The following is a 19,700-nucleotide window of genomic DNA, read 5'->3' on the forward strand; positions in this document are numbered from 1 at the left end:
ATAAATTAGTCTTTTAACATGTTAGCGTCAATGCCTGCGGGCTTGTCTGAGTTGACAATATACCCGTGCTCCAGGGATTTTGGTTACTCTAATTTCATACTTCATGCCAATTTATCCCGTTAATTAAATCAGGTGACTTCAACCCAGAGATTCTATCCATGACATCCTTCATTCAACAGGAACCTGCACTTCAGCCACTGGATGCCTACAACCAGCAACTCATGGCACAAGTGCACCCGCCGGATTGGGTCAATCCTCAACCAGCGGATTGCTACGACCTGGTGGTGGTTGGGGCGGGAACGGCTGGATTGGTCGTGGCAGCAGGTGCAGCAGGATTAGGGTTAGGGCTGAAAGTGGCTCTGATTGAAAAAAGCTTGATGGGAGGCGATTGCCTCAATGTCGGGTGTGTACCGTCTAAGTGCGTAATTCGCTCCTCGCGAGTGGTAGCGGATATGCGTGATTCCGCAGCATTTGGAATTCAGCCACCGGAGGCGATCGCCATCGACTTCCCCGCTGTTATGGAGCGCATGCGGCGCATCCGAGCCGAAATCAGTCCTCACGATTCTGTAGAACGGTTTCAGAAGTTGGGGATTGATGTGTTTTTGGGACGAGCGAAGTTTGTGGATGGAGGGGCGATCGCTGTTCAAGACAGCCTCCTGCGTTTCAAAAAAGCTGTCATTGCCACTGGAGCCCGTGCCAGCTCACCTGATATTCCTGGCCTCGAAGAAGTTGGCTATTTAACGAATGAAACTGTCTTTTCCTTAACTCAGCGGCCGCAACGCTTCGGGGTGATTGGAGGCGGCCCAATCGGGTGTGAAATGGCTCAGGCATTTCAGCGGTTAGGCAGTGAGGTAACACTGCTGCACAATCGCAGCCACCTGCTCGACCGCGAAGATATCGATGCCGCCGACATTATCCAGCAACAGTTCCAACGGGAGAAAGTGAACCTATTGCTGGATGCCACCATTGAACGAGTCGAGAAGACGGATGCGGGCAAGGTGATTCACTATCGCCAGAGTGGTGAGTTGAAAACCGTTGTAGTGGATGAGATTTTAGTGGGAGCGGGGCGATCGCCCAACGTAGAAGGGCTCAACCTGGAAGCAGTTGGAGTCGAGTACGACACCCACAAGGGCGTCAAGGTAAACGACTACCTCCAAACTACCCATCCGCGCATTTATGCAGCTGGCGACATCTGCATGAACTGGAAGTTCACCCACGCTGCCGATGCTGCTGCCCGTATCGTGATTAAAAATACGCTGTTTGCCCCCTTTGGCCTGGGCCGTAGCAAGCTCAGTAGTTTAGTCATGCCCTGGGTTACCTATACCGACCCAGAGATTGCGCACGTGGGGCTATACGAAGCAGAAGCCCAGGCTCAAGGCTTGAAGACTCAAACCATCACGATTCCGATGTCGGACGTTGACCGAGCGATGGCTGATGGTGAGACTGAAGGATTTGTCAAAATCTTACACCAGCAAGGTTCCGACAAGATTTTGGGAGCAACGATTGTGGCTCGTCATGCGGGAGAGATGATTAGTGAGGTGACGTTGGCGATCGTCACTAAACAAGGCCTTAGCGCCCTTTCTGGTGTGATTCATCCCTACCCAACTCAAGCGGAAGGGATTAAGAAAGCAGCAGATACGTATCGACGCACGTTGTTGACCCCTCGAACGCGATCGTTCCTTAAGTTGCTGACCCGATTTAGTTAGCAACATTCGCACTTCAACAGACTCTACAATGACAGCGCACGCTACGAAAGAACTCATCATGGATTGGAGCCGAATTATCGGACAGTGGGTTTTGCGGGGAATTTATGGGGTAGGAGTGGGGGCGATCGCTAACCTCCTCTTCACCTTCCCAGCCTTAGCCCAAGAAACCGAAGCTGGATTCAATCCCCAGGACTTGCTGCGTAATGCCCTGGAATGGATTGATAGTCTGGGAATTTTAGGCGGCATTGCTTTTATTGGCCTATACGTCGTGGCAACGGTCGCCTTTCTGCCGGGGTCCATTTTGACGCTGGGAGCAGGGGTTGTTTTTGGTGTGGTGATGGGTTCGGTTTATGTGTTTGTGGGGGCGACGCTGGGGGCGATCGCTGCCTTTTTAGTCGGTCGTTATGTAGCACGCGATCGCATCAGTAAAAAAATCGCAGGCAATCCAAACTTTGCCGCTATTGATCAGGCTGTTGCCCAAGAAGGATTTAAGATCGTTCTCCTGACACGGCTTTCCCCCGTCTTTCCGTTCAATCTACTCAACTATTCTTTTGGTATCACAGGTGTGTCTTTGCGAGATTACGCACTCGGTTCCATCGGCATGATTCCCGGCACCCTGATGTATGTCTACATTGGTTCCCTGGCAGGAGATATTGCGCGGATTGGAACCGAAGGACAACCCACGGATCCGACACTGCAATGGGTGATTCGGATTGTAGGTTTTATTGCCACAGTTGCCGTTACAGTTTACGTGACCCGGCTTGCTCAAAAAGCTTTGGCTGAACGAGTACCATCACCAGGCGAATAAAAAGAATGAGGGCAGCGCTTAGCGCTACCCTCATTCTTTTCATAGGCAGATTGTACGGTACACAGCACAGCACAACTCTGTGGTGGAGATTTAGAACTGAGTCAGAATGTATAGCAAGCTGAACAGAACAATCCAGATGATATCGACGAAGTGCCAGTAAATCTCAGCCATCTCGATGCCGACGTGCTTGTGTGAGTTGTAGTGGTCAGGGCGGCGCGATCGCCACAGCACCCCTAAAATTAGCAGCAACCCGACGAACACGTGCAAACCGTGGAAGCCCGTCATCAAATAGAAGCAGTTCGAGAAGATATTGGTCGCCAGCCCATAGCCCAGAGTCATGTATTCATACACCTGACCGAGGAGGAAGACCGCACCCATAATAGCGGTAATGATGTACCACTTACGGAAGCCTGCCACATCATCTTTCTTGATAGCGACATCGCCCAGGTGGATCACAAAGCTACTGGACACCAGAATGATGGTGTTGACGGTGGGTACTAACAGCTCCACCTCTGTGCCCTCAGGAGGCCACTGGGAAGCAATGCCCCGAAGCAGGAGATAAGCGACGAAGAACCCGCCAAACATCAGAGACTCGGAAGCCAGGAAGGTTAGCAGTCCCCACACACGCAGGTCGGGATGCTCCTCATGATGGGCCACTTCTGTATGGGCAGCCGTGGTGATGGTGGTATCAGTGGGGACAGTTGAACCTTGCATAAGTCAGAGAGGAAGGTAAAGGGATCAGCAGATGAAACAGTGAGGCCAAAACCCATCCACAAATGGCTGGGATTAAGCTCTGGCCCCTTGGTCAGGAGATCGGTGAATCTTCCACCTTCGCAGACACAGGACTACGATGTGCTTTGTCCATCCCGTAGTCATAGGGGCCATGCTCCAGCACTGGCAGCACTTCCCAATTCTCGATGATGGGGGGTGAGCTCGTCGTCCACTCTAGGGTCAATGCGTTCCAGGGATTGTCTCCTGCTTTCTTACCCTTCATCCAGCTCCAGATGATGTTGACGGTGAAGGGAATGACCGAAGCGGCCAGAACATAAGCCCCGAAGGTACAGATTTGGTTGATGAACTCAAACTGTGGATCGTACATCGCGACCCGGCGAGGCATCCCCTGCAAGCCCAACGTATGCATGGGCAGGAAGGTAAGATTGGTGCCGATGAAGGTCATAACGAAGTGCACAACACCCAGAGGCTCATTCAAGAAACGCCCGGTAATTTTGGGGAACCAGTGATAGATTCCGGCATAAATGCCGAACACGGAGCCGCCAAATAGAACGTAGTGGAAGTGGGCCACCACATAGTAGGTATCGTGGACGTGAACGTCGAAGGGAGCAGCCCCCATGGTGACACCGCTGATCCCACCAAATACGAACATCGACAGCAGCCCCACCGAAAACAGCATGGCGCTCGTCAGGCGAATCTTGCCACCCCACAGAGTTGCAACCCAACTGAAGATTTTTACCCCAGTCGGCACCGCCACAATCAGTGTGGAGATCGTAAAGAACAGACGCATCCAGGGAGGGGTGCCGCTGGTGAACATGTGGTGGACCCACACAAACAGACCCACAACACAGATGGCAAGGCTGGAGTAGGCGATCGCCTTATATCCGAAAATCGGCTTCCGGGCGTGAACCGGAATCACCTCCGACATGATGCCGAAGATGGGCAAAATCATCAGATACACCGCCGGGTGCGAATAGAACCAGAACAAGTGCTGATAAATGATGACGTTACCACCGGCATCAGGCTTAAAGAAGGAGGTACCAAAGTTGATGTCAAACAACAGCAACGTTAGACCCGCCGCCAACACCGGGGTGGAGAACAGCGCCAGAGCTGAGGTTGCCAACATCGCCCAGCAAAACAGTGGCATGTCATTCAACGCCATGCTGGGAACACGCATTTTGAGAATGGTCACCAGGAAGTTCACCGCCCCCAAAATGGAAGAAGTCCCCACCAGCACGATCGCCAAAATCCACATGGACTGCGCCGTGTTAGCGGTCACTTCACTCAACGGTGGGTAAGCGGTCCATCCCGTTTGAGAACCCCCAAAGAAGAAGCTGCCGAGGATCAACAGACCCGCAGGGGGGTTGAGCCAGTAGGCGATCGCATTCAACTTAGGAAATGCCATATCCCGTGCCCCAATCATCAGAGGCACCAGATAGTTACCGAAGCCACCAATGGCCGCTGGCACAATCCACAGGAAGATCATGATTGTCCCGTGGTTGGTCAAAAAGGCGTTATAGAGGCTGGGGTCAATAAAGTCAGGGTCAGGGGTGGCTAATTCGGTACGCATCGCCACGGCCATCAACCCACCAATCAGGTAGAAGATAAACGAGGTCACCAGGTACTGGATGCCAATCACCTTGTGGTCAACGTTAAAGGTGAAGTAGTCATACCACTTCCAGGCTTTATGGGGGCTACCGTGGTCGGCCACCAACGAGGTGTCGAGGGGTACTTGGGCTTGGGTCATAACCAGAATTCAAATCTGTTTAAGTGGGCAGTTGCAAGCGGGTCAAAAGACGGGCTTCAGGAGGGTTGGAGCTGTGCTAGAGCTTGGGAGGTCACTCCCATCTCGGCCGCATAAGGCTGTAAATACTCTGGATCAGACATGCTTGCGGTGCTAACGGCCACGGGAGGTTGGGCTACCGCTGCGGTCGCTGGACGGTTAGTTGTTACCCAACTGTCATAATCCTCAGGGGTATGAACCATGATTTGTGTCCGCATACCCCCGTGGTAGCTACCGCACAATTCCGCACAAACTACGGGATACTGGCCCACCTTGCTGGCCACAAACCGGAGACCTGATTCAACCCCAGGTAGAGCATCCTGCTTCAAGCGGAACTGGGGTACCCAGAAGGAGTGAATGACATCTTGAGCGGTCAGGTTAAGCTGTACCGTCTTACCTTCAGGAATATGCAGCTCACCCGAAACAATGCCGCTATCCGGGTAGGTGAAAATCCAGGCGAATTGCATCCCGGTGACATTCACCACCACATCAGCTCTCATGCGGTTCGAACCCGGTGAGGCACCGAATCCATATTCGGGTTCATAGTCGTCGCCACCGTTGGGAGCCTGGGCCATCAAAGGCATCGTATCCCCAGCCACAGGCGTGTTTTGATCCATGTTTTGAGCAACGACTGCACTGGGGTGTTGGTGACCCAACATGGGGTGGCTACCGGGAGACAGGCCGCCCATTTCCTGGAAGACGTTAACGCTATAAACGCCGAGACCAATCACGATGATGGCAGGAATAGCAGTCCAGAAGGCTTCCAGGGGTAGGTTCCCTTCGATAGGTTCACCATCGCCTGTATCCCCAGGCCGACGACGAAACATCACCAGAAAAATGATGATGGCTCCCTGAACAACGATGAACAGGGCCGTACCAATGGTCACCATCAGGTCAAACAAACCATCAACCAGGGGAGCATCTGTCGAGGCTTGCTCCGGTAAAAGGCCATGGTTCTGCCCAACCCAGAGGCTAATCAGAGTGACCAGAATACCGGCAGTAAGGGTAAGGAGTGAGGCTGGTATTTGCTTCATGAGAATTTAGGGGAAAACCCAGGCAAAGGATGGCATAAGAACTGAAGTGAGATTCAGACAAGGGAGCAGGGCTGCTGCTCAGGCCGGAATTGTAGGAGAGCGACGAAGAGCGGGCGATCGCCCAAACCTGAATACTTACAGCTAGAGTGCCACTCCCCTTGTGATACCACTGGTTTTTCAGGTATCTGGAAAACTTATGATTTACTTCAGATCAGAGGGCGATCCCCGTAGGGAAAGGATGACATTTAGTAAAGCGCTCCGTAGACATGAGTAATAGGGCTCATTCTCCAGAGTCCTTCGATCGGAAGAGAATGACGACCCCCGCTAGATAGACGTTGTTGTGAAAAAATCTAACGTTGGAAGCAAGCTCTTGTGATGCGGGTGTACTACTTCATTCTGCCGCAAGACTATCTGGAACGACCATGAAAGCTTGCATGTAAATAGCCCAAGATGCTGAGGAGTCTGAGCTGCATACATTTGAGCTCTTTAACAAATCGAAATTATTCTAATGGGTTAAAAGCGTATTTTTTATCGATTCGAAGTAACCCGACACGATTGGTTAGGGGCGTTGTATCTAACGTCTCGAACCAAGCTCAGGCAATGGTACTCCTCTAAATAGGTAGATGGGATGATTGGCGTCCAGCCGCCTATCTAGAACATGGCCTCAGATCTTTCCTGGTGGCAACTCCGTTGTTGCGACAAGACACTTGAGTTTTATGCTTTTTGCTTCATACCGCGAAAAATACAATGAGTGGGGCTGAATTGTATATTCAACCCCACTCGCTTAATAACAGGGAACGTAACTCTCCGAACTTGTCTTGAGCGATCGCCTTTCGTGGGTAGCTGCCACGAAAAGCAATCAATTAGTTACAGGCACCAACCGAGCAGGCAAGTTTTCCTGGCTTAAGCGTTGCAGCAAATTGTTGGCTTCATTTTCGTTATAAAACAGCCCAGCTTGCATGACAACCTGACCGTCAATCACCGTTCGGAAAGCATCCGGTACCACAGAACGTACACGACGTTGAGCTTCGGGGCTACTGTCGCTGACAATCAGGCGATAGCCAAATCCCAGGTCAGCAGCAAGCCGATTGGAAGGTTGTGGAGTTCCCGTAGATGAACTGCCTCCGCCAAAGTTGATGTCACGGGTGACGGGAACCACTGGAATCATACGGTCACCAGGAGGGCGATCGCCCGAAGGCGTAGGAGGTGGGGCAGGGACAGGCACCACGGCCACATCCCCCCGAGATCCGGAAGCCGAGGGAGGCGGTGGCAAGGCAGAACCCGTTACCGATGGCCCAGAAGGCCGAGTCGAGGGTGTCGGTCGGGTTTCTGGCTCAGGTACTGGAATATTGATAGGTCCGTTGGTTGAAGGCGTACGGGGAGCTTCAGCAACGGGTTGACTGGTGCTGTCAGTATTGCGGCGAGTTCGACGAACACGACGGGTAGACCGATCATCCGGATTAGGGGGGGTAACACCGGTAGCCGAGCCGGAGGGAGAAGGAATCACAACAGGAATAGAACCGCTGGTGGAGCCAGTGCTCGGGCTGGGCTGAACCACAACCGTGGATCCACCATTGGAACGACTTGCATTGGCAACCAGGGTTGCTTCAGATTGGTCATTAGCCAGATACAGGTGCCCAAGGTCTCGGCCGTTGTAAACCCGCCGGGCAATGCGCCAGCCAGGATTTAGATAAATTCGCCCAAACTCACGGGGTAAGGCGCGGGTGCGACCAACTTCCAGAGAAGTGCCACCGCGACGGGGAGTGGCATACAGCACCATGACGTTGCCCTCTGGCCGAACCTGAAGGCGATATTGGGCACCCAGATCCTGGCCTGCTGCCCGAATGGAGTAACCATTTAGGTCAGAGGAACGACCACAAATTCCGGTGAAGTCAAAGTTCAGCAGTAAAACGTCAATCTCTTCACCATTAGCTTGCCAACAGGAACGAGCGTTGGTGATTTGTTCCAGAATTGTGAGGCGACTACCACCCGATGTAGCAACTAAAACGAAGCGGTTTTGATCAACATCTGCGGCAGAGAAGTTCGTGGCGATCGCGGCCGCCCAATTACTGGTCAATCCTAAGCCAAGACCTAATGCAGTCAGAGTTGTGAGGCGCAACCAACGTGCGAGTTTCATAGCGTGATATGTCTGAGTAGGTGTGAAGTAATTTGCAGTCCCCGATTCATGAATCATTGGTAAGCGCTTATCCAAATACTTCCACCGGTCATCTAATTCATCAGCGAACTTTTGAATTTTTGGCTGCCACGTCTTCGCGGACGGTCACAACAGCATGCATCCTCCCTCCCGACGTAACCTCTAGACGCTAACCATCAAAGGCTATTTCGACTAAATGTCACTTTCGGTTGAGATCGGTGGGTTCGATAATCCTTAAGACGCAGATCAGCTTCAGAGGTTTCACGGAAATTTATGCCCTGTGACCTGGGCAATGGAGGCTTGTTTTGACTGAAAATCTTATATCAGTTTCGTTAAGAGTGCTCAAGAATTTCCGAAATTCCACGTCAAATCTTTATTTGATGACAGGTCTACCGCTTAAGAGTTAGCACAGCGCGGAATGAACACGTTCAGTAGAAAGACGGTGATGTAGAATATCCACTCTGCCTATCACCGTCTTTCTACTGAGCGAGGGTCTGCTTAGAAGGTTGTTTTTCGTGCACTGCGCGCACGAAAAACAACCTTCTAAGCAGACTCTAAGCAATGTTTAAGCCCGTCACATAGATATATAAGAAAAGGAAGTCAGGAGCGCTCGTGATCGATCACGAGCTGAAGGCGATCGCGCTGGCTGAGGGTCTGTCCATCTGTAGTGGCGGGTTCAAGTTGTGCAAGAGAACCTAACAGTTCTAGCCACTCAGGGGTACTTGGGGTAGCCAAAGCGACTGCCAGAGCGTCATACCAAATACCTGCTTCAGCAAGCTGCCCAGCGCCACGCGTTGACACTGAAGGTACTACTTCAATGTAAGCATCAGCCCGTAAAAGACTGGAAGGGCGATCAGGATAGCACAGCAGTTCTACCTCCCACCGGTACTGCCGACCTGCCACAAGACCCGGTGCGGTAGAAGGAAGGGTGTAATGCATCAGCCCCGGCATCGCTGTGAGCGTCTCTTGCCAGAGCAGCTCAGATTCTCCGGCTTCATTGACGGCATATAGGTTAAAGCCAATCGTTGAGCTGTTCGTATCCGGTCCATACCAGAAGAAGGTGGGATAAGTAGAGACTGTTTTACCAACGTGGCTCTGAGGAGCGAGAGCCGTCAGGGGCATCACACTTGCCGCTGGGCAGCCACGAGTCCCCGTAGAGCCGGTAGGACCATTTGGGCTAGAGGGATTTTGAGGCTGATATCCCGAAGCCATAGTCAAGCTTGCTAAGGGGGCTCCCCATAGAGATAGGCCCAGAAGCCCGATTAGATAGTAGTGCGATACCTGATTGAGAATTTGTGAACCTGGCAAATCCTTCATAGCGTTCACGGGGTTAGTCAACTGTTTTTGACAGTACAAGGCAGTGTACTGGTTTTCAATGGAGGTACCGCCCTCTTTCATTGCCGAAATCGGCAAGATTACATGTATGTCTTATGCTCAGGTGCATAAAAACCAGAACTCCGATTTCGGTTTTCTATGCGTACCATAAGGAGCTCACTGTCAAATAAGATCCTGGAGAAGGGCACGCGCAAAGCTCACGTCCCCCTTCTCTAAGATCTTTGACAGTAAGCCCTAAGCACCCAGCACGAGTTGGGAATAAGCCGAAGCATCTACCCTTGCTGACGCAACACGTTTTTAGCACTAGGCGATTAGAAGAAGGAAGATTAATTTCTAGCAAGCCACACAGACTGCGGCTTGCTAGAAATAATTTGTCCTAATACCAATTTGAACAGAACCCAGTGCAGATGTTTGTAGGGAAATGGCTCGTAGAGCCATTTCCCTACAAACATCTGCCTAGCTTAACCTGAGTTCGGGTTAAGGGCGTTTTCGAGTGCCGCGCGTTGCACGGCACTCGAAAACGCTCATTTTGGCGTGCGCAAAGCGCACGCCAAAATGAGCACTTCAGCTTATCCCGAGCTGAGGTTAGCTTAGTTTTTAAATTGATATAACTAAATCGTCTAAAAACATAGGAGGGCCGCACAGCTCGTCACCCTCAAAAATATTGTTAATCCGGACCAAGGTTAAAGCTAAAAGGGATGGCAGGTGCAAAGCACCTGCCATCCCTTTTGGCTCAATTTCTTTTAAGAGAGTAATGGCTTACTATCACTCTCTTAAAAGAAATTAAAAATGAATTGATTCACGGCTTAGATCCACTGATGGAATGTTTGTAGGACGACAAAATCGTCCCAACAGTTACCGTTTGTAGAAGGTGGAACAATACTTACACCATTTAACTCAACTCCAACCGCTCCCTCGACGGATGCAGCGACTTGCACAATACGTGAAAGTAATCGGCGGTTCTGAACATTGCCTAGAAGGACAATCATAGCCCCCCGCTGCCGCACCTTCAGATTACGAATTTCGTCTGAACTGAAGGATTCGTTTAACGCTATACATACCCGTTTGGATAGGCCGTAATAGTCGTATTCTCCATTCGGACCAATCCGCTCCGAAGGAATGTGGCTAAACAGCGTTGGCATCCCAGAAAGGGGCTGAGCCAAAGGCTTCATGGCAGCTGAAGCGGGCAACCCATCGCTTGACTCAACGGACATATCCTGATTCCTCCCACACACTCCAGGGTTAGACGTATATTTTTGATGAATGTTTCATTAAAACTATATGAAGTTCATATCAAAGTAGCATGTTTTTTTAAGAGGAGGTTTAGCAATTATACGAGGAATTAAATTTTCCATAAGTTAAGCGCCACCGAGCTGAACAAGTGGTAGAGAAAGCTCTCTACCTCCTCTCCAGGGATTATCATGGTCGCCGTCAGTTCAAACGTATTAATAAAACCAACTTATATAGATAGGTAAGGTTCAAGTTTTGTAAATTTTCCTGCAAAGAAGGAGAGAAGAGTGAGGAAGTATTCCTCACTCTTCTCCGACAAAAAGACTAGTAGGCTACGGCCTAAGTTCGTTGCCTACTAGGGTCTGTTTTAAGGACTATCTTTTTGTGCGCAAAGCATACGGAAAGATACTCCTTAAAACAGACCCGAAGAATTAAGCATGGGTTGTGCCATCCGGCATAATTGCCCCGGTCAAAATCGCCCCAGTCAACTTCACCATTAACTTGTCTCGTACACCTACCTGAGCATTGCTGAGATCGGCTCCAGTCAGGTCGGCTCCACTTAGATCAGCTCCAATCAAGTTGGCCTCACGCAAATTAGCGTTGCGGAGATTTGCTTGCAACAAATTGGCCCGGAAGAGGTTGGCTCGTTGTAGGTTGGCATCACTGAGGTTCACTTTGTGTAAAAAGCAATCACTCAGATTCGCATTACTAAGGTTCGCCCGGCTCAAGTTGCGCCCTGAAAGGTCTTTCTCCTTCAAGTTTTGGCCACTCAAATCTGCACCACTGAGGTCAGGGGCTTGAGGGCGAGGGGGAGGCGGTGACTGGGGAGGAGGAGTATAGGACTGGTTATTCGTTGATTCGTACTTAGCGTAGTTATAGGGATTGGAGCGGTAACTGTAGGACCCCGAGCTATGGCTATCCGACCCATTCTGGCTGGAGGAAGGGTTGCTTGAGTGATTAGAGGAGTGGCTGCTTGAAGAAGAGGAAGGGTTGTTTGAGTGATTAGAGGAGTGGCTGCTTGAAGAACTCGAAGAATGGCTAGATGAATGATTTGTTGAGCTAGCACCATTGGGGCTAGAGGAGTGCCCTGGCGGTGTATAGCCATTGCTATTAGAAGCCCCATAAGGTGAGCGTGAGCCGTTGTTCGGCTGATGAGGCTGAGAGTAGGACTGATAGTAATAGTGCGGACGGGGGGGCGGTTGGTAATAGGACCGAGAACCCCGAGAAGCATTCGAATAGCTGCGGTTGGAGGAAGATGAAGAGGTTGAACCAGAGGAAGGCGGAGTGGAGTGGGTATGAGTCGCGCGCTTCGCTTCTCGCATAGAGCTACGTAGGCGATCGCGCGCCTGGTTCAGCTCCTTCAACTTCTCCTGAGCCTTTTCTAGCAACCGCTGATTGTCCTGGGGAATCCGATCCGGATGCCAGATAAAGACCAGATCTTTATAAGCCTGGTTCACCTCTTCCATGGATGCTCCAGGCTCAAGACCTAATACTCTATAGCTATGGTCAATATCGTTCATTCAGGTCGCGATCGCGTTTCCAGTTTCTTTTATCACCGTACTCTATAGCCCTGTCTATTTATTATTTTGACTGACTCGACCTACCTTTGAGCAGCTTTTAATCAAGGTAGACACCGAGACAGCACAACAGACCGAGCTTTGAGGAATGTATACGCTATTATGACGGATCCTTGGGATGAAGCATCCGTGACACCCTAAGCCTATCGCAAGTCTGTGACTTCTTTTCAGGCCAGAGACTGGGAAGTGCTTAAGTTTTCGTAAGCTTCCCCCACTATCCTCAGCTTATCGGGGGAGAGAGCCGTAAACCTCTACAATCCCATTTAAAAAGGAAAGTTTTTGAATGGTATCTCCAGAAAGAGGGTTTGAAAAGCTTTGGGACGGATTGATCTTTAGAGCGCTGGGTGCGCTAAAAATCAACTTTTCAAACATCCAGGGTCTGGTTAGGACTATGGGTATCTATGGCGAATCTCCTGTTTGAGAAGTTCAGACATTCACAATATCCCAAAATTTTTAGAAAAGTACGGGACTGTTGCAGAACATCACTTGTTTTGCGCCGTTCCCTAGTTAATGTGACAAAAGGGAAGGCTGGAACCAGTCCCAGTCTTCCCTTTTGTCGCATTTATTCAGAAGATTAATCAGGTAGGCTAGCCCAGGCGTGGGCCACCAACTCGCTAAGCTGTTGGCGGGCAGCCGGTTCGAGTAGACGATCATCCGCCATTACTTCAGCCGTGAGGTCTTCCAGGGACCGCCCTTCTTGGCGAGCCAGCCGAATAACCCCGGCGATCGCCGCCGCTACAACAGTTTCATCAACAGGGCGATGGCGCAGTGCCACAATTTCCTCAGGGTTCGTTGGGATGGGATAATTCATAGCTGGAGATGGCCGCTGCCGGTCCGGTTCTAAGATAAGGATGGGGATAAAACCAAAAATATGAGAGATTTGTAAAGATCCTTAAGGTTCGCGTATAGCGAAGTTTAGCGCACTCCTGATCAAATCAACACAGGAATTCTGGGAAATTCCCGAACTAAAACGCTGATGAGAGAGATCCTATACCTGGAAATTCCAACTCCCGATACGGAAGCCGTACGGCAGTGGCTCCAAAACTCCTTTAACCCTGGCGTGGGGCAGAAGCTCGTTACCCCAGATGGCTTTCGCTTGGTGCTACATGATAGCTCTCATATCGCCACAGAATCTGAAACAGGGTCATCGGCCCAATGGGTGACTTTTGTGTGGTCGCTGAACCGCAGTACTTATTTAAAGGTATTCCGCTGGTGCGATCGTTCTACCTACGAAGAATCTCAACTTCTAAAGCAGTTGACTCAGGCCATCCGTCAACAGTTTCCAAACGAATATCCCGCTCCACCCGACATTGACCTGACACAACAAAGCATCTTTGAGGCATTGGCCTCCCACTATCCCAAAACCGTCCAGTACTTCCAGCAGATTCCGAATGGGGAGTACGACCTGACGCGGGTGTACTGGTGGGAGCGACGGTGGCGAGATGGGGTGAATCATCCCCAGCAGCCCCGCCCCGTTGTCTTTCCCCAATCCAATAAGACTGTCCAGGAACTTCTGGCTCAACAGGGCCAGGGCACCCCACCTCCAACCTATGACCTGATCTATGTTGGTGGGGCATTGGGTGCTATTCATGCCGCAGTGATGGCGCAGTTGGGTTACCGAGTGCTGCTGCTAGAGCGCCTACCCTTTGGGCGAATGAATCGGGAGTGGAATATTTCTCGGCAGGAGTTTCAGGGCTTGATCGACCTGGGCCTATTTACCCAGGAGGAGTTTGAGTCCATGATTGCCCGGGAGTACCGGGATGGATTCAACAAGTTTTTTGATGCCAACAACCCGGCGATCGCCAAAGCCCCTATCCTCCACACCCCCACGGTGTTGAATATCGCGATGGATGCCGAAAGGCTGTTGGGGCTGTGTGGCGAAAAACTGCGGGCTGCAGGCGGCGATATTTGGGACGAAACCGAATTCGAGCGGGCCGACATGGCCCAGGACGGGGTCGTGCTACAGGTGCGAAACCTGGCTACTCAAGTTCCCCGATGCGCCATAGGTCGGCTTCTGGTCGATGCCATGGGGACGGCTTCCCCGATCGCCTGGCAATTAAATGGCGGTCGTGCCTTTGATAGCGTTTGCCCAACGGTCGGAGCCGTTATCGACGGTGGCTTCGAACCGGGCGTCTGGGATTCTGACTACGGGGATGTACTGAATAGCCACGGAGACGTGTCGCGAGGGCGGCAGTTAATCTGGGAACTATTCCCCGGTCGGGGTGACGAACTCACCTTCTACCTGTTCCATTACCATCAGGTTCACCCCAAGAACCCCGGCTCCCTGCTGGATCTGTACGAAGACTTTTTCACGATCCTGCCGGAGTATCGCCGCTGTGATATGGACAAGCTGCGCTGGAAGAAGGCCACCTTCGGCTACATTCCGGGATTCTTTAGTGTGGGTGGGGGCGATCGCACCGTCGCAGGCGATCGCCTAGTTGCGATCGGTGATGCCGCATCTCTGCAATCTCCCCTGGTATTCACGGGCTTCGGCTCTCTCGTGAGAAACCTGCCTCGATTAACAGTGCTGCTGGATGTAGCTTTACGCCATGATCTGCTTCAGGCCCAATACTTAAATCAGATTCGCGCCTTCCAGAGCAACATTGCTGTGACCTGGCTGTTCTCCAAGGGGATGATGGTACCCACGGGTAAAAACATTTCGCCCGAGCGGGTGAACTCCATGCTGAATACTTTCTTCGGAATATTAGCTGCAGAACCCCCTGAAGTGGCTGATCGCTTTATTAAGGATCGAGCTGGTTGGAAAACTTTTAACTATATGGCCATTAAAGCGGCCTGGAGAAACCCGCGATTGCTGCTGTGGATTTGGGAATTAGCCGGCCCACGCGACCTGATACGGTGGGTCGGTAGTTACCTCAACTTTACGTTGATGGCTCTGGTGAGCTGGTTATTTCAATGGCTTCCTGGCTTTACTCAGTGGGTGCAGCCCTGGTTGGAACCCCGCAATCCTGGCCTATGGTTCTGGCTGTTGTCTCGTAGTTATGGGCTCACCTATGGCATGGGAATTCCTCAGGGGATGCGACAGGGGATGGGGCGATCGCTTCGTTCTACTCCCCCCCGAGTGGTCTCACCCCCTGTTTCGTCGGGCACTACGCCTATGGGCTGATACGCGTGAAATGCCTCAGGGGCCTGAATATCGCGTAATCTCCCTGAGATCCAGGTTAAGACTTCCTTACTTACTATCGACAAATAGGTGGTTGTTCCGGATGTCTACTGATAGACTGGGTATAGTTTGAAGTTTCTATGAGATGTCTCCTGCACCTCCGGGTTAGCACGTGGGCTTCATGGATGCAAACTGAATCTCCTTGATACTGAATAGTGTTGGTCTGTGGTGTCATGTCTTGTGCATGGCACTTTATTTTTGTGAATGTTTTTTGAAAGGCAGAAGGCAGAAGAGGGAAGGTCGTGGGGAATCGGTAATAGAACAAGAGAAGGACTTGCTTACCTTCTTTTCTAATCCTCAATCCTTCGCCTTTCCTTCTGCCCTCTGCCTTCTGCCTTACAGCGCTTTTCAAGCGCTGTCAATTTGAAATATTACAGAATGCTGCTGACGAACACTCACTCAACAGGTACTCTCGTTAGACTGAAAGGCGATTCTCTTCAGAGGGTTGAGTTGTCCCCAATTGCCTTTTAGGCCGCTCATCCCAACTAAGAGGTTTGAAATCTCCTGGAAAGGGCTGATTCTTTCGGTGCTGTAAGGCCAAAAGAATCAATATTTCAAACACCTTTTGATAGCCTCTGATAAGCGAGTGAAATTTATGCTAAATCGTGTGCTGAGCACCGTGTTGATTGGCCTGTTAAGTCTGGCATCACTGGTGCTGCCTGCATCTTCAGCCCAGGCTGCGAGCTGTACCCTCACGGCGATCGTCTGGGAGGGATACACCGATCCATCCTTTACTCAAGCATTTGAAGAACAGACGGGTTGTACCGTTAAAGCGACCTATGCCGGCTCGAGTGACGAAATGTTCGCAAAGTTCCGCACGGGTGGCGGTCGTAACTATGATTTGATTTCGGCTTCGGGTGATATCACAGAAAGACTTTACAAAGCTGGATTGGTGGAGCCTATCGATACCAGCAAGCTGCAAAATTACAGCAGTGTGTTCAAATCCTTTCAGGGTGGTAGATGGAACACGTTTGATGGCAAGCCTTATGGTGTGACTTTCGCCTGGGGACCGAATGTGCTGGTTTACAACACAGAAGACGTGAAAAAAGCACCCACCTCCTGGGATGTGTTGTCAGATCCGCAATATGCCGGGAAAATTTCTCTACCAGACAACCCCATGACTATCGCAGACGTAGCGCTGTGGTTAGGGAAGCCCGATCCCTATGATTTAAGTGATGAGGATCTGGCAGAGGTGAAGGAGACCCTACTGGCCCTGCGACCCAACATCCGCAAATTCTGGACGACTGCCGGGGAGTTGGCCAATCTATTCCAGTCGGGTGAAATTGTAATGGCCCATGCTTGGCCGCTGACTTATACCCAGCTCAGCAACGAAGGGTTTCCGGTAGCCTCCGCCAGCCCTAAAGGGAAACTGACCGGATGGACGGATTCCTGGATGATCTCCAAAAACTCCCGCCATGAAGATGCCGCTTATCAGTGGATTGATTATATTTTGAGCGGCGAGGGCCAAAAAGGCGTGATGGATGTGACCGGATACTCGGGCGCAACCACCCTGGGCGCTAAAGCCGTTGGCGCTGAAAAGGCCCACGAGCTGTTTATGGATGACCTGTCGCTGCACTCCCAGATCAACATGTGGCAGAGTGTGAAAAATTACGACCAGTGGGTTCAGGTGTGGAATGAAATCCGTAGCTAATGCTTTCTTCTAAGAATCTGCTTTAAAAGTTAATTTTTCGTGCGCTACGCGCACGAAAAATTAACCCTTGGCGGACTTTTCAAACAGTTTCTTGCCATATGTTCAGTAATTCTCGTTTTGGAATCCAGCCGGAAAACTGCTCGCCCGGGACGAGCCGTTTTCCGGCTTCAAATCCGAGAGTTCGTGCCCGTAGGGCACGAACTCTCGGATTTGAAGCTCACAATGAGAATTGCTGCCATGTGTTACGCAAGCTTGACGGCGATCGCCCCACCCGGTAAAACAGCAGAGTATAGGCGATCGCCCTTTAGGATTACCAATATGGAAGACCCCAACAATCGCAAAGCGCTTTCAGTGCTTTGTCATGCGGCTGTTTTTCTGAGCTCGACGATCATTGCCATTTCGATTCCCATTATTGTTCTCTATGTTTCAAATGACCCCGTCGTGAAGGAAAACGCGAAGGAATCCTTAAACTTCCATATCAATCTTTATGCTTATGCAATTCTCTTTTTTGTCTTAATTCTGTTTGTTATTGGCATTCCGTTGCTAGTGTTGTTGGGTGTTGCCAGCATTGTAATGCCTATCATTGCCATCGTAAAAGTGCTCGAGCGGCCTGACATTCCCTATCGTTATCCCTTTATCTTCCGCCTGTTCTAATCTTTAAAGCTGTAAAAGATTCCCGGGTGCATCCCACGTCTGCAAATTTGGAAACCCACTTTTGTGAGTGAAGCGGGCGAAGCCCGCTTCACTCACAAAAGTGGGATGCACCTAAATTCCCAGAAAAAACATTTTATGCTTTGGCAGATGAAATTAAGTCAAGTCTAGTTTCAAAACCTTGACGCGGGTTTGAAATCTTGGGTAGAACCACATTGGTACCTCTTAGATGACGATCTCTGGCTCCCCAAGTTTAACGATGGCAGACTCTAACACTCGCAAAATTCTATCGGTTATTTGTCACGCTTCCGTGTTCTTCACTTCCACCGTTGCGGTCATTGGTGTTCCCCTGGTCATCCTGTTTGTGAGCCAGGATCCGGTAGTGAAAGCCAATGCTAAGGAAGTTTTGAATCTTCAAATTAATTTGTTGTTCTATGGGCTTGTCTTTGGCCTTCTTGTACTTGTTGGCATTGGTATACCTCTTCTCATTCTGTTAGGAATTGCGAGCATCATTCTACCCATCTTCGCGATCATCTCGGTTTTGAATCACCCCAATACTCCTGCTTCCTATCCGTTTATCTCTCGGATTTTGTAAACCACCGTCAACTTTTCGCTATGGATGCTTCCTTTAGGCGATCGCGCTCCATCTTCCCCACAGGTCTGTATGCATCACTCATTCCACCTTTACTGTGGATGACGCTGCTGTACTTCGTACCGCTGGCAATTTTGATGTCCTATAGCGTTTGGAAGCTGGAGTCGTTTGATATTGTCCGGCAGTTCAATCTCTCAAATTTTCACGCGATTTTCACCAATCCATCCTACCGTACAGTCATTTTACGAACGGTAGGTACAGCGCTTGGGGTCACGTTGATTGACATTTTGATCGCGCTGCCTGTGGGGTATTTTATTGCCAACTATGGGCAGCGCTATCGTGGCATTCTCACCACGCTGGTTATCCTGCCGCTGTGGTCAAGCTACTTAGTTCGTGTGTTTGCCTGGAAAATTATTCTCGGCTACAACGGCATTTTGAATACCGCACTGATGGGTCTGGGCATTCTGCAAGAACCCAGCTCGGTCTTTCTTTATAATCAGTTCTCCACCATGCTGACCTTTGTGCACGTGTGGTTACCCTTTATGATTTTGCCCGTCATCACCGCCTTTGAAAAACTCCCGCGCAATTTGCTGGAAGCCTCTGCAGATTTGAATGCGTCGCCATTGGTTACCTTTCGACGGGTGATCCTACCTCTGGTGATGCCGGGAGTGTTGGCAGGTTCCATTAATGTGTTTTCGCTGACAATGGGCGATTTTATCACCCCCAGCCTGGTAGGCAGCCCCAACGGAATTATGCTGGGTAATTTGATTTCGTCTCAGTTTGGGGTGGCGTATAACTGGCCGTTGGGTGCAGCTTTTGCCCTGGTGGTGATGTTAATTGTGTTTGGGGGGTTGGCGATCGCCCTCCGCCAAGGCGCACTTGATTAAACTTCTAGCAAAGCCGAAAAAGTGTTAGCGCGATGGACAACACCACGCTAACACTTGCAAACAGGCATATTAGAAAGTTGCTCGGCTAAACATCATCAATTTCTACCGCTCAGTGGGAATACTAGGAACAATGCATTGAGTGCATCTAGCATGGCTCTGTTCAAATTTCCTTCTCGAAAACCCAATTCTGCTGCGGCTCCCGCTGCTCCCCCGGCAAATCGTGGGTCATCTGGCGTGAGTATTGCCATTTCAGGTGGAGCATTTTAGGCCACCAAGGACTGGGTTACAGCCCCAGACCCTCCTAATCGATGCTTAGGTCGTTTAGATCGCGCTCGTTGTCGTCGTGCCGCTCGCTTGCCACCCCACTCAAACGGTGTT

The 19,700-nt window shown here is 50.7% G+C and carries 15 protein-coding genes; 7 read left to right on the forward strand and 8 right to left on the reverse strand.

All coding sequences use genetic code 11. The annotated features are described in order from the left end of the window. The first annotated feature begins 158 nt into the window (after positions 1–158). The gene (locus H6F91_RS21250) at positions 159–1,706 is read left to right on the forward strand and encodes a mercuric reductase (protein WP_190771290.1); all 1,548 of its coding nucleotides are present in this window, start codon (positions 159–161) and stop codon (positions 1,704–1,706) included. Between the two features lie 28 nt (positions 1,707–1,734). After that, positions 1,735–2,514 carry a TVP38/TMEM64 family protein gene (locus H6F91_RS21255; RefSeq protein ID WP_242035904.1) on the forward strand — a complete coding sequence of 260 codons (780 nt, stop codon included), beginning with the start codon at positions 1,735–1,737 and terminating at the stop codon, positions 2,512–2,514. Positions 2,515–2,604: 90 nt separating this feature from the next. Here H6F91_RS21255 and H6F91_RS21260 read toward each other — a convergent pair whose 3' ends face one another. From H6F91_RS21260 to H6F91_RS21295, 8 genes are all read right to left on the reverse strand, one after another. Then, positions 2,605–3,228 (reverse strand): heme-copper oxidase subunit III, encoded by a 624-nt coding sequence (locus H6F91_RS21260; protein WP_190771289.1) that lies wholly within the window; start codon positions 3,226–3,228, stop codon positions 2,605–2,607. A 91-nt stretch (positions 3,229–3,319) separates the two neighbouring features. After that, on the reverse strand, positions 3,320–4,993 hold the full coding sequence (gene ctaD / locus H6F91_RS21265; protein ID WP_190771288.1) for a cytochrome c oxidase subunit I: 1,674 nt from the start codon (positions 4,991–4,993) through the stop codon (positions 3,320–3,322). A 56-nt stretch (positions 4,994–5,049) separates the two neighbouring features. Further along, a complete protein-coding gene (locus H6F91_RS21270) occupies positions 5,050–6,063 on the reverse strand; it encodes a cytochrome c oxidase subunit II (RefSeq protein ID WP_190771287.1) in 1,014 nt (337 codons plus the stop codon). Between the two features lie 859 nt (positions 6,064–6,922). Beyond that, the gene (locus H6F91_RS21275; RefSeq protein ID WP_190771286.1) at positions 6,923–8,200 is read right to left on the reverse strand and encodes a DUF3747 domain-containing protein; all 1,278 of its coding nucleotides are present in this window, start codon (positions 8,198–8,200) and stop codon (positions 6,923–6,925) included. Positions 8,201–8,818: 618 nt separating this feature from the next. After that, positions 8,819–9,430, reverse strand: coding sequence for a DUF928 domain-containing protein (locus tag H6F91_RS21280; RefSeq protein ID WP_206754957.1), 612 nt, complete (start codon positions 9,428–9,430; stop codon positions 8,819–8,821). Positions 9,431–10,359: 929 nt separating this feature from the next. Continuing rightward, positions 10,360–10,767, reverse strand: a complete 408-nt coding sequence (locus H6F91_RS21285) for a hypothetical protein (protein ID WP_190771284.1) — start codon at positions 10,765–10,767, stop codon at positions 10,360–10,362. Between the two features lie 447 nt (positions 10,768–11,214). After that, entirely contained in the window at positions 11,215–12,303 is a 1,089-nt protein-coding gene (locus H6F91_RS21290) for a pentapeptide repeat-containing protein (RefSeq protein WP_190771283.1), read from the reverse strand. A gap of 631 nt (positions 12,304–12,934) precedes the next feature. Further along, positions 12,935–13,171, reverse strand: coding sequence for a hypothetical protein (locus H6F91_RS21295; RefSeq protein WP_190771282.1), 237 nt, complete (start codon positions 13,169–13,171; stop codon positions 12,935–12,937). A 165-nt stretch (positions 13,172–13,336) separates the two neighbouring features. Between H6F91_RS21295 and H6F91_RS21300 the strand changes: the two genes are divergently transcribed. The 5 genes from H6F91_RS21300 (at position 13,337) to H6F91_RS21320 (ending at position 19,322) form a co-directional block, all read left to right on the forward strand. Further along, positions 13,337–15,484 carry a flavin-dependent dehydrogenase gene (locus tag H6F91_RS21300; RefSeq protein WP_199307967.1) on the forward strand — a complete coding sequence of 716 codons (2,148 nt, stop codon included), beginning with the start codon at positions 13,337–13,339 and terminating at the stop codon, positions 15,482–15,484. Positions 15,485–16,136: 652 nt separating this feature from the next. Beyond that, positions 16,137–17,192 carry an ABC transporter substrate-binding protein gene (locus H6F91_RS21305; RefSeq protein WP_190771281.1) on the forward strand — a complete coding sequence of 352 codons (1,056 nt, stop codon included), beginning with the start codon at positions 16,137–16,139 and terminating at the stop codon, positions 17,190–17,192. A 318-nt stretch (positions 17,193–17,510) separates the two neighbouring features. After that, positions 17,511–17,846, forward strand: a complete 336-nt coding sequence (locus tag H6F91_RS21310) for a DUF4870 domain-containing protein (protein WP_190771345.1) — start codon at positions 17,511–17,513, stop codon at positions 17,844–17,846. A 226-nt stretch (positions 17,847–18,072) separates the two neighbouring features. Beyond that, positions 18,073–18,438, forward strand: coding sequence for a DUF4870 domain-containing protein (locus H6F91_RS21315; RefSeq protein ID WP_242035906.1), 366 nt, complete (start codon positions 18,073–18,075; stop codon positions 18,436–18,438). A 20-nt stretch (positions 18,439–18,458) separates the two neighbouring features. After that, positions 18,459–19,322, forward strand: a complete 864-nt coding sequence (locus tag H6F91_RS21320) for an ABC transporter permease (protein ID WP_190771279.1) — start codon at positions 18,459–18,461, stop codon at positions 19,320–19,322. Positions 19,323–19,700 lie beyond the last annotated feature (378 nt).

Origin of the sequence: Leptolyngbya sp. FACHB-8 (assembly GCF_014695575.1) — a bacterium.
In the GTDB taxonomy this organism is placed as follows: domain Bacteria; phylum Cyanobacteriota; class Cyanobacteriia; order Elainellales; family Elainellaceae; genus Vacuolonema.

What these genes read in the sequence shown, in the direction of transcription:
- ctaD (WP_190771288.1), bottom strand. Translation starts at nt 4,993, where the DNA reads ATGACCCAAGCCCAAGTACCCCTCGACACCTCGTTGGTGGCCGACCAC.
- H6F91_RS21295 (WP_190771282.1), bottom strand. Translation starts at nt 13,171, where the DNA reads ATGAATTATCCCATCCCAACGAACCCTGAGGAAATTGTGGCACTGCGC.
- H6F91_RS21280 (WP_206754957.1), bottom strand. Translation starts at nt 9,430, where the DNA reads ATGGCTTCGGGATATCAGCCTCAAAATCCCTCTAGCCCAAATGGTCCT.
- H6F91_RS21270 (WP_190771287.1), bottom strand. Translation starts at nt 6,063, where the DNA reads ATGAAGCAAATACCAGCCTCACTCCTTACCCTTACTGCCGGTATTCTG.
- H6F91_RS21260 (WP_190771289.1), bottom strand. Translation starts at nt 3,228, where the DNA reads ATGCAAGGTTCAACTGTCCCCACTGATACCACCATCACCACGGCTGCC.
- H6F91_RS21305 (WP_190771281.1), top strand. Translation starts at nt 16,137, where the DNA reads ATGCTAAATCGTGTGCTGAGCACCGTGTTGATTGGCCTGTTAAGTCTG.
- H6F91_RS21315 (WP_242035906.1), top strand. Translation starts at nt 18,073, where the DNA reads ATGACGATCTCTGGCTCCCCAAGTTTAACGATGGCAGACTCTAACACT.
- H6F91_RS21310 (WP_190771345.1), top strand. Translation starts at nt 17,511, where the DNA reads ATGGAAGACCCCAACAATCGCAAAGCGCTTTCAGTGCTTTGTCATGCG.
- H6F91_RS21320 (WP_190771279.1), top strand. Translation starts at nt 18,459, where the DNA reads ATGGATGCTTCCTTTAGGCGATCGCGCTCCATCTTCCCCACAGGTCTG.
- H6F91_RS21250 (WP_190771290.1), top strand. Translation starts at nt 159, where the DNA reads ATGACATCCTTCATTCAACAGGAACCTGCACTTCAGCCACTGGATGCC.
- H6F91_RS21255 (WP_242035904.1), top strand. Translation starts at nt 1,735, where the DNA reads ATGACAGCGCACGCTACGAAAGAACTCATCATGGATTGGAGCCGAATT.
- H6F91_RS21275 (WP_190771286.1), bottom strand. Translation starts at nt 8,200, where the DNA reads ATGAAACTCGCACGTTGGTTGCGCCTCACAACTCTGACTGCATTAGGT.
- H6F91_RS21300 (WP_199307967.1), top strand. Translation starts at nt 13,337, where the DNA reads ATGAGAGAGATCCTATACCTGGAAATTCCAACTCCCGATACGGAAGCC.
- H6F91_RS21290 (WP_190771283.1), bottom strand. Translation starts at nt 12,303, where the DNA reads ATGAACGATATTGACCATAGCTATAGAGTATTAGGTCTTGAGCCTGGA.
- H6F91_RS21285 (WP_190771284.1), bottom strand. Translation starts at nt 10,767, where the DNA reads ATGTCCGTTGAGTCAAGCGATGGGTTGCCCGCTTCAGCTGCCATGAAG.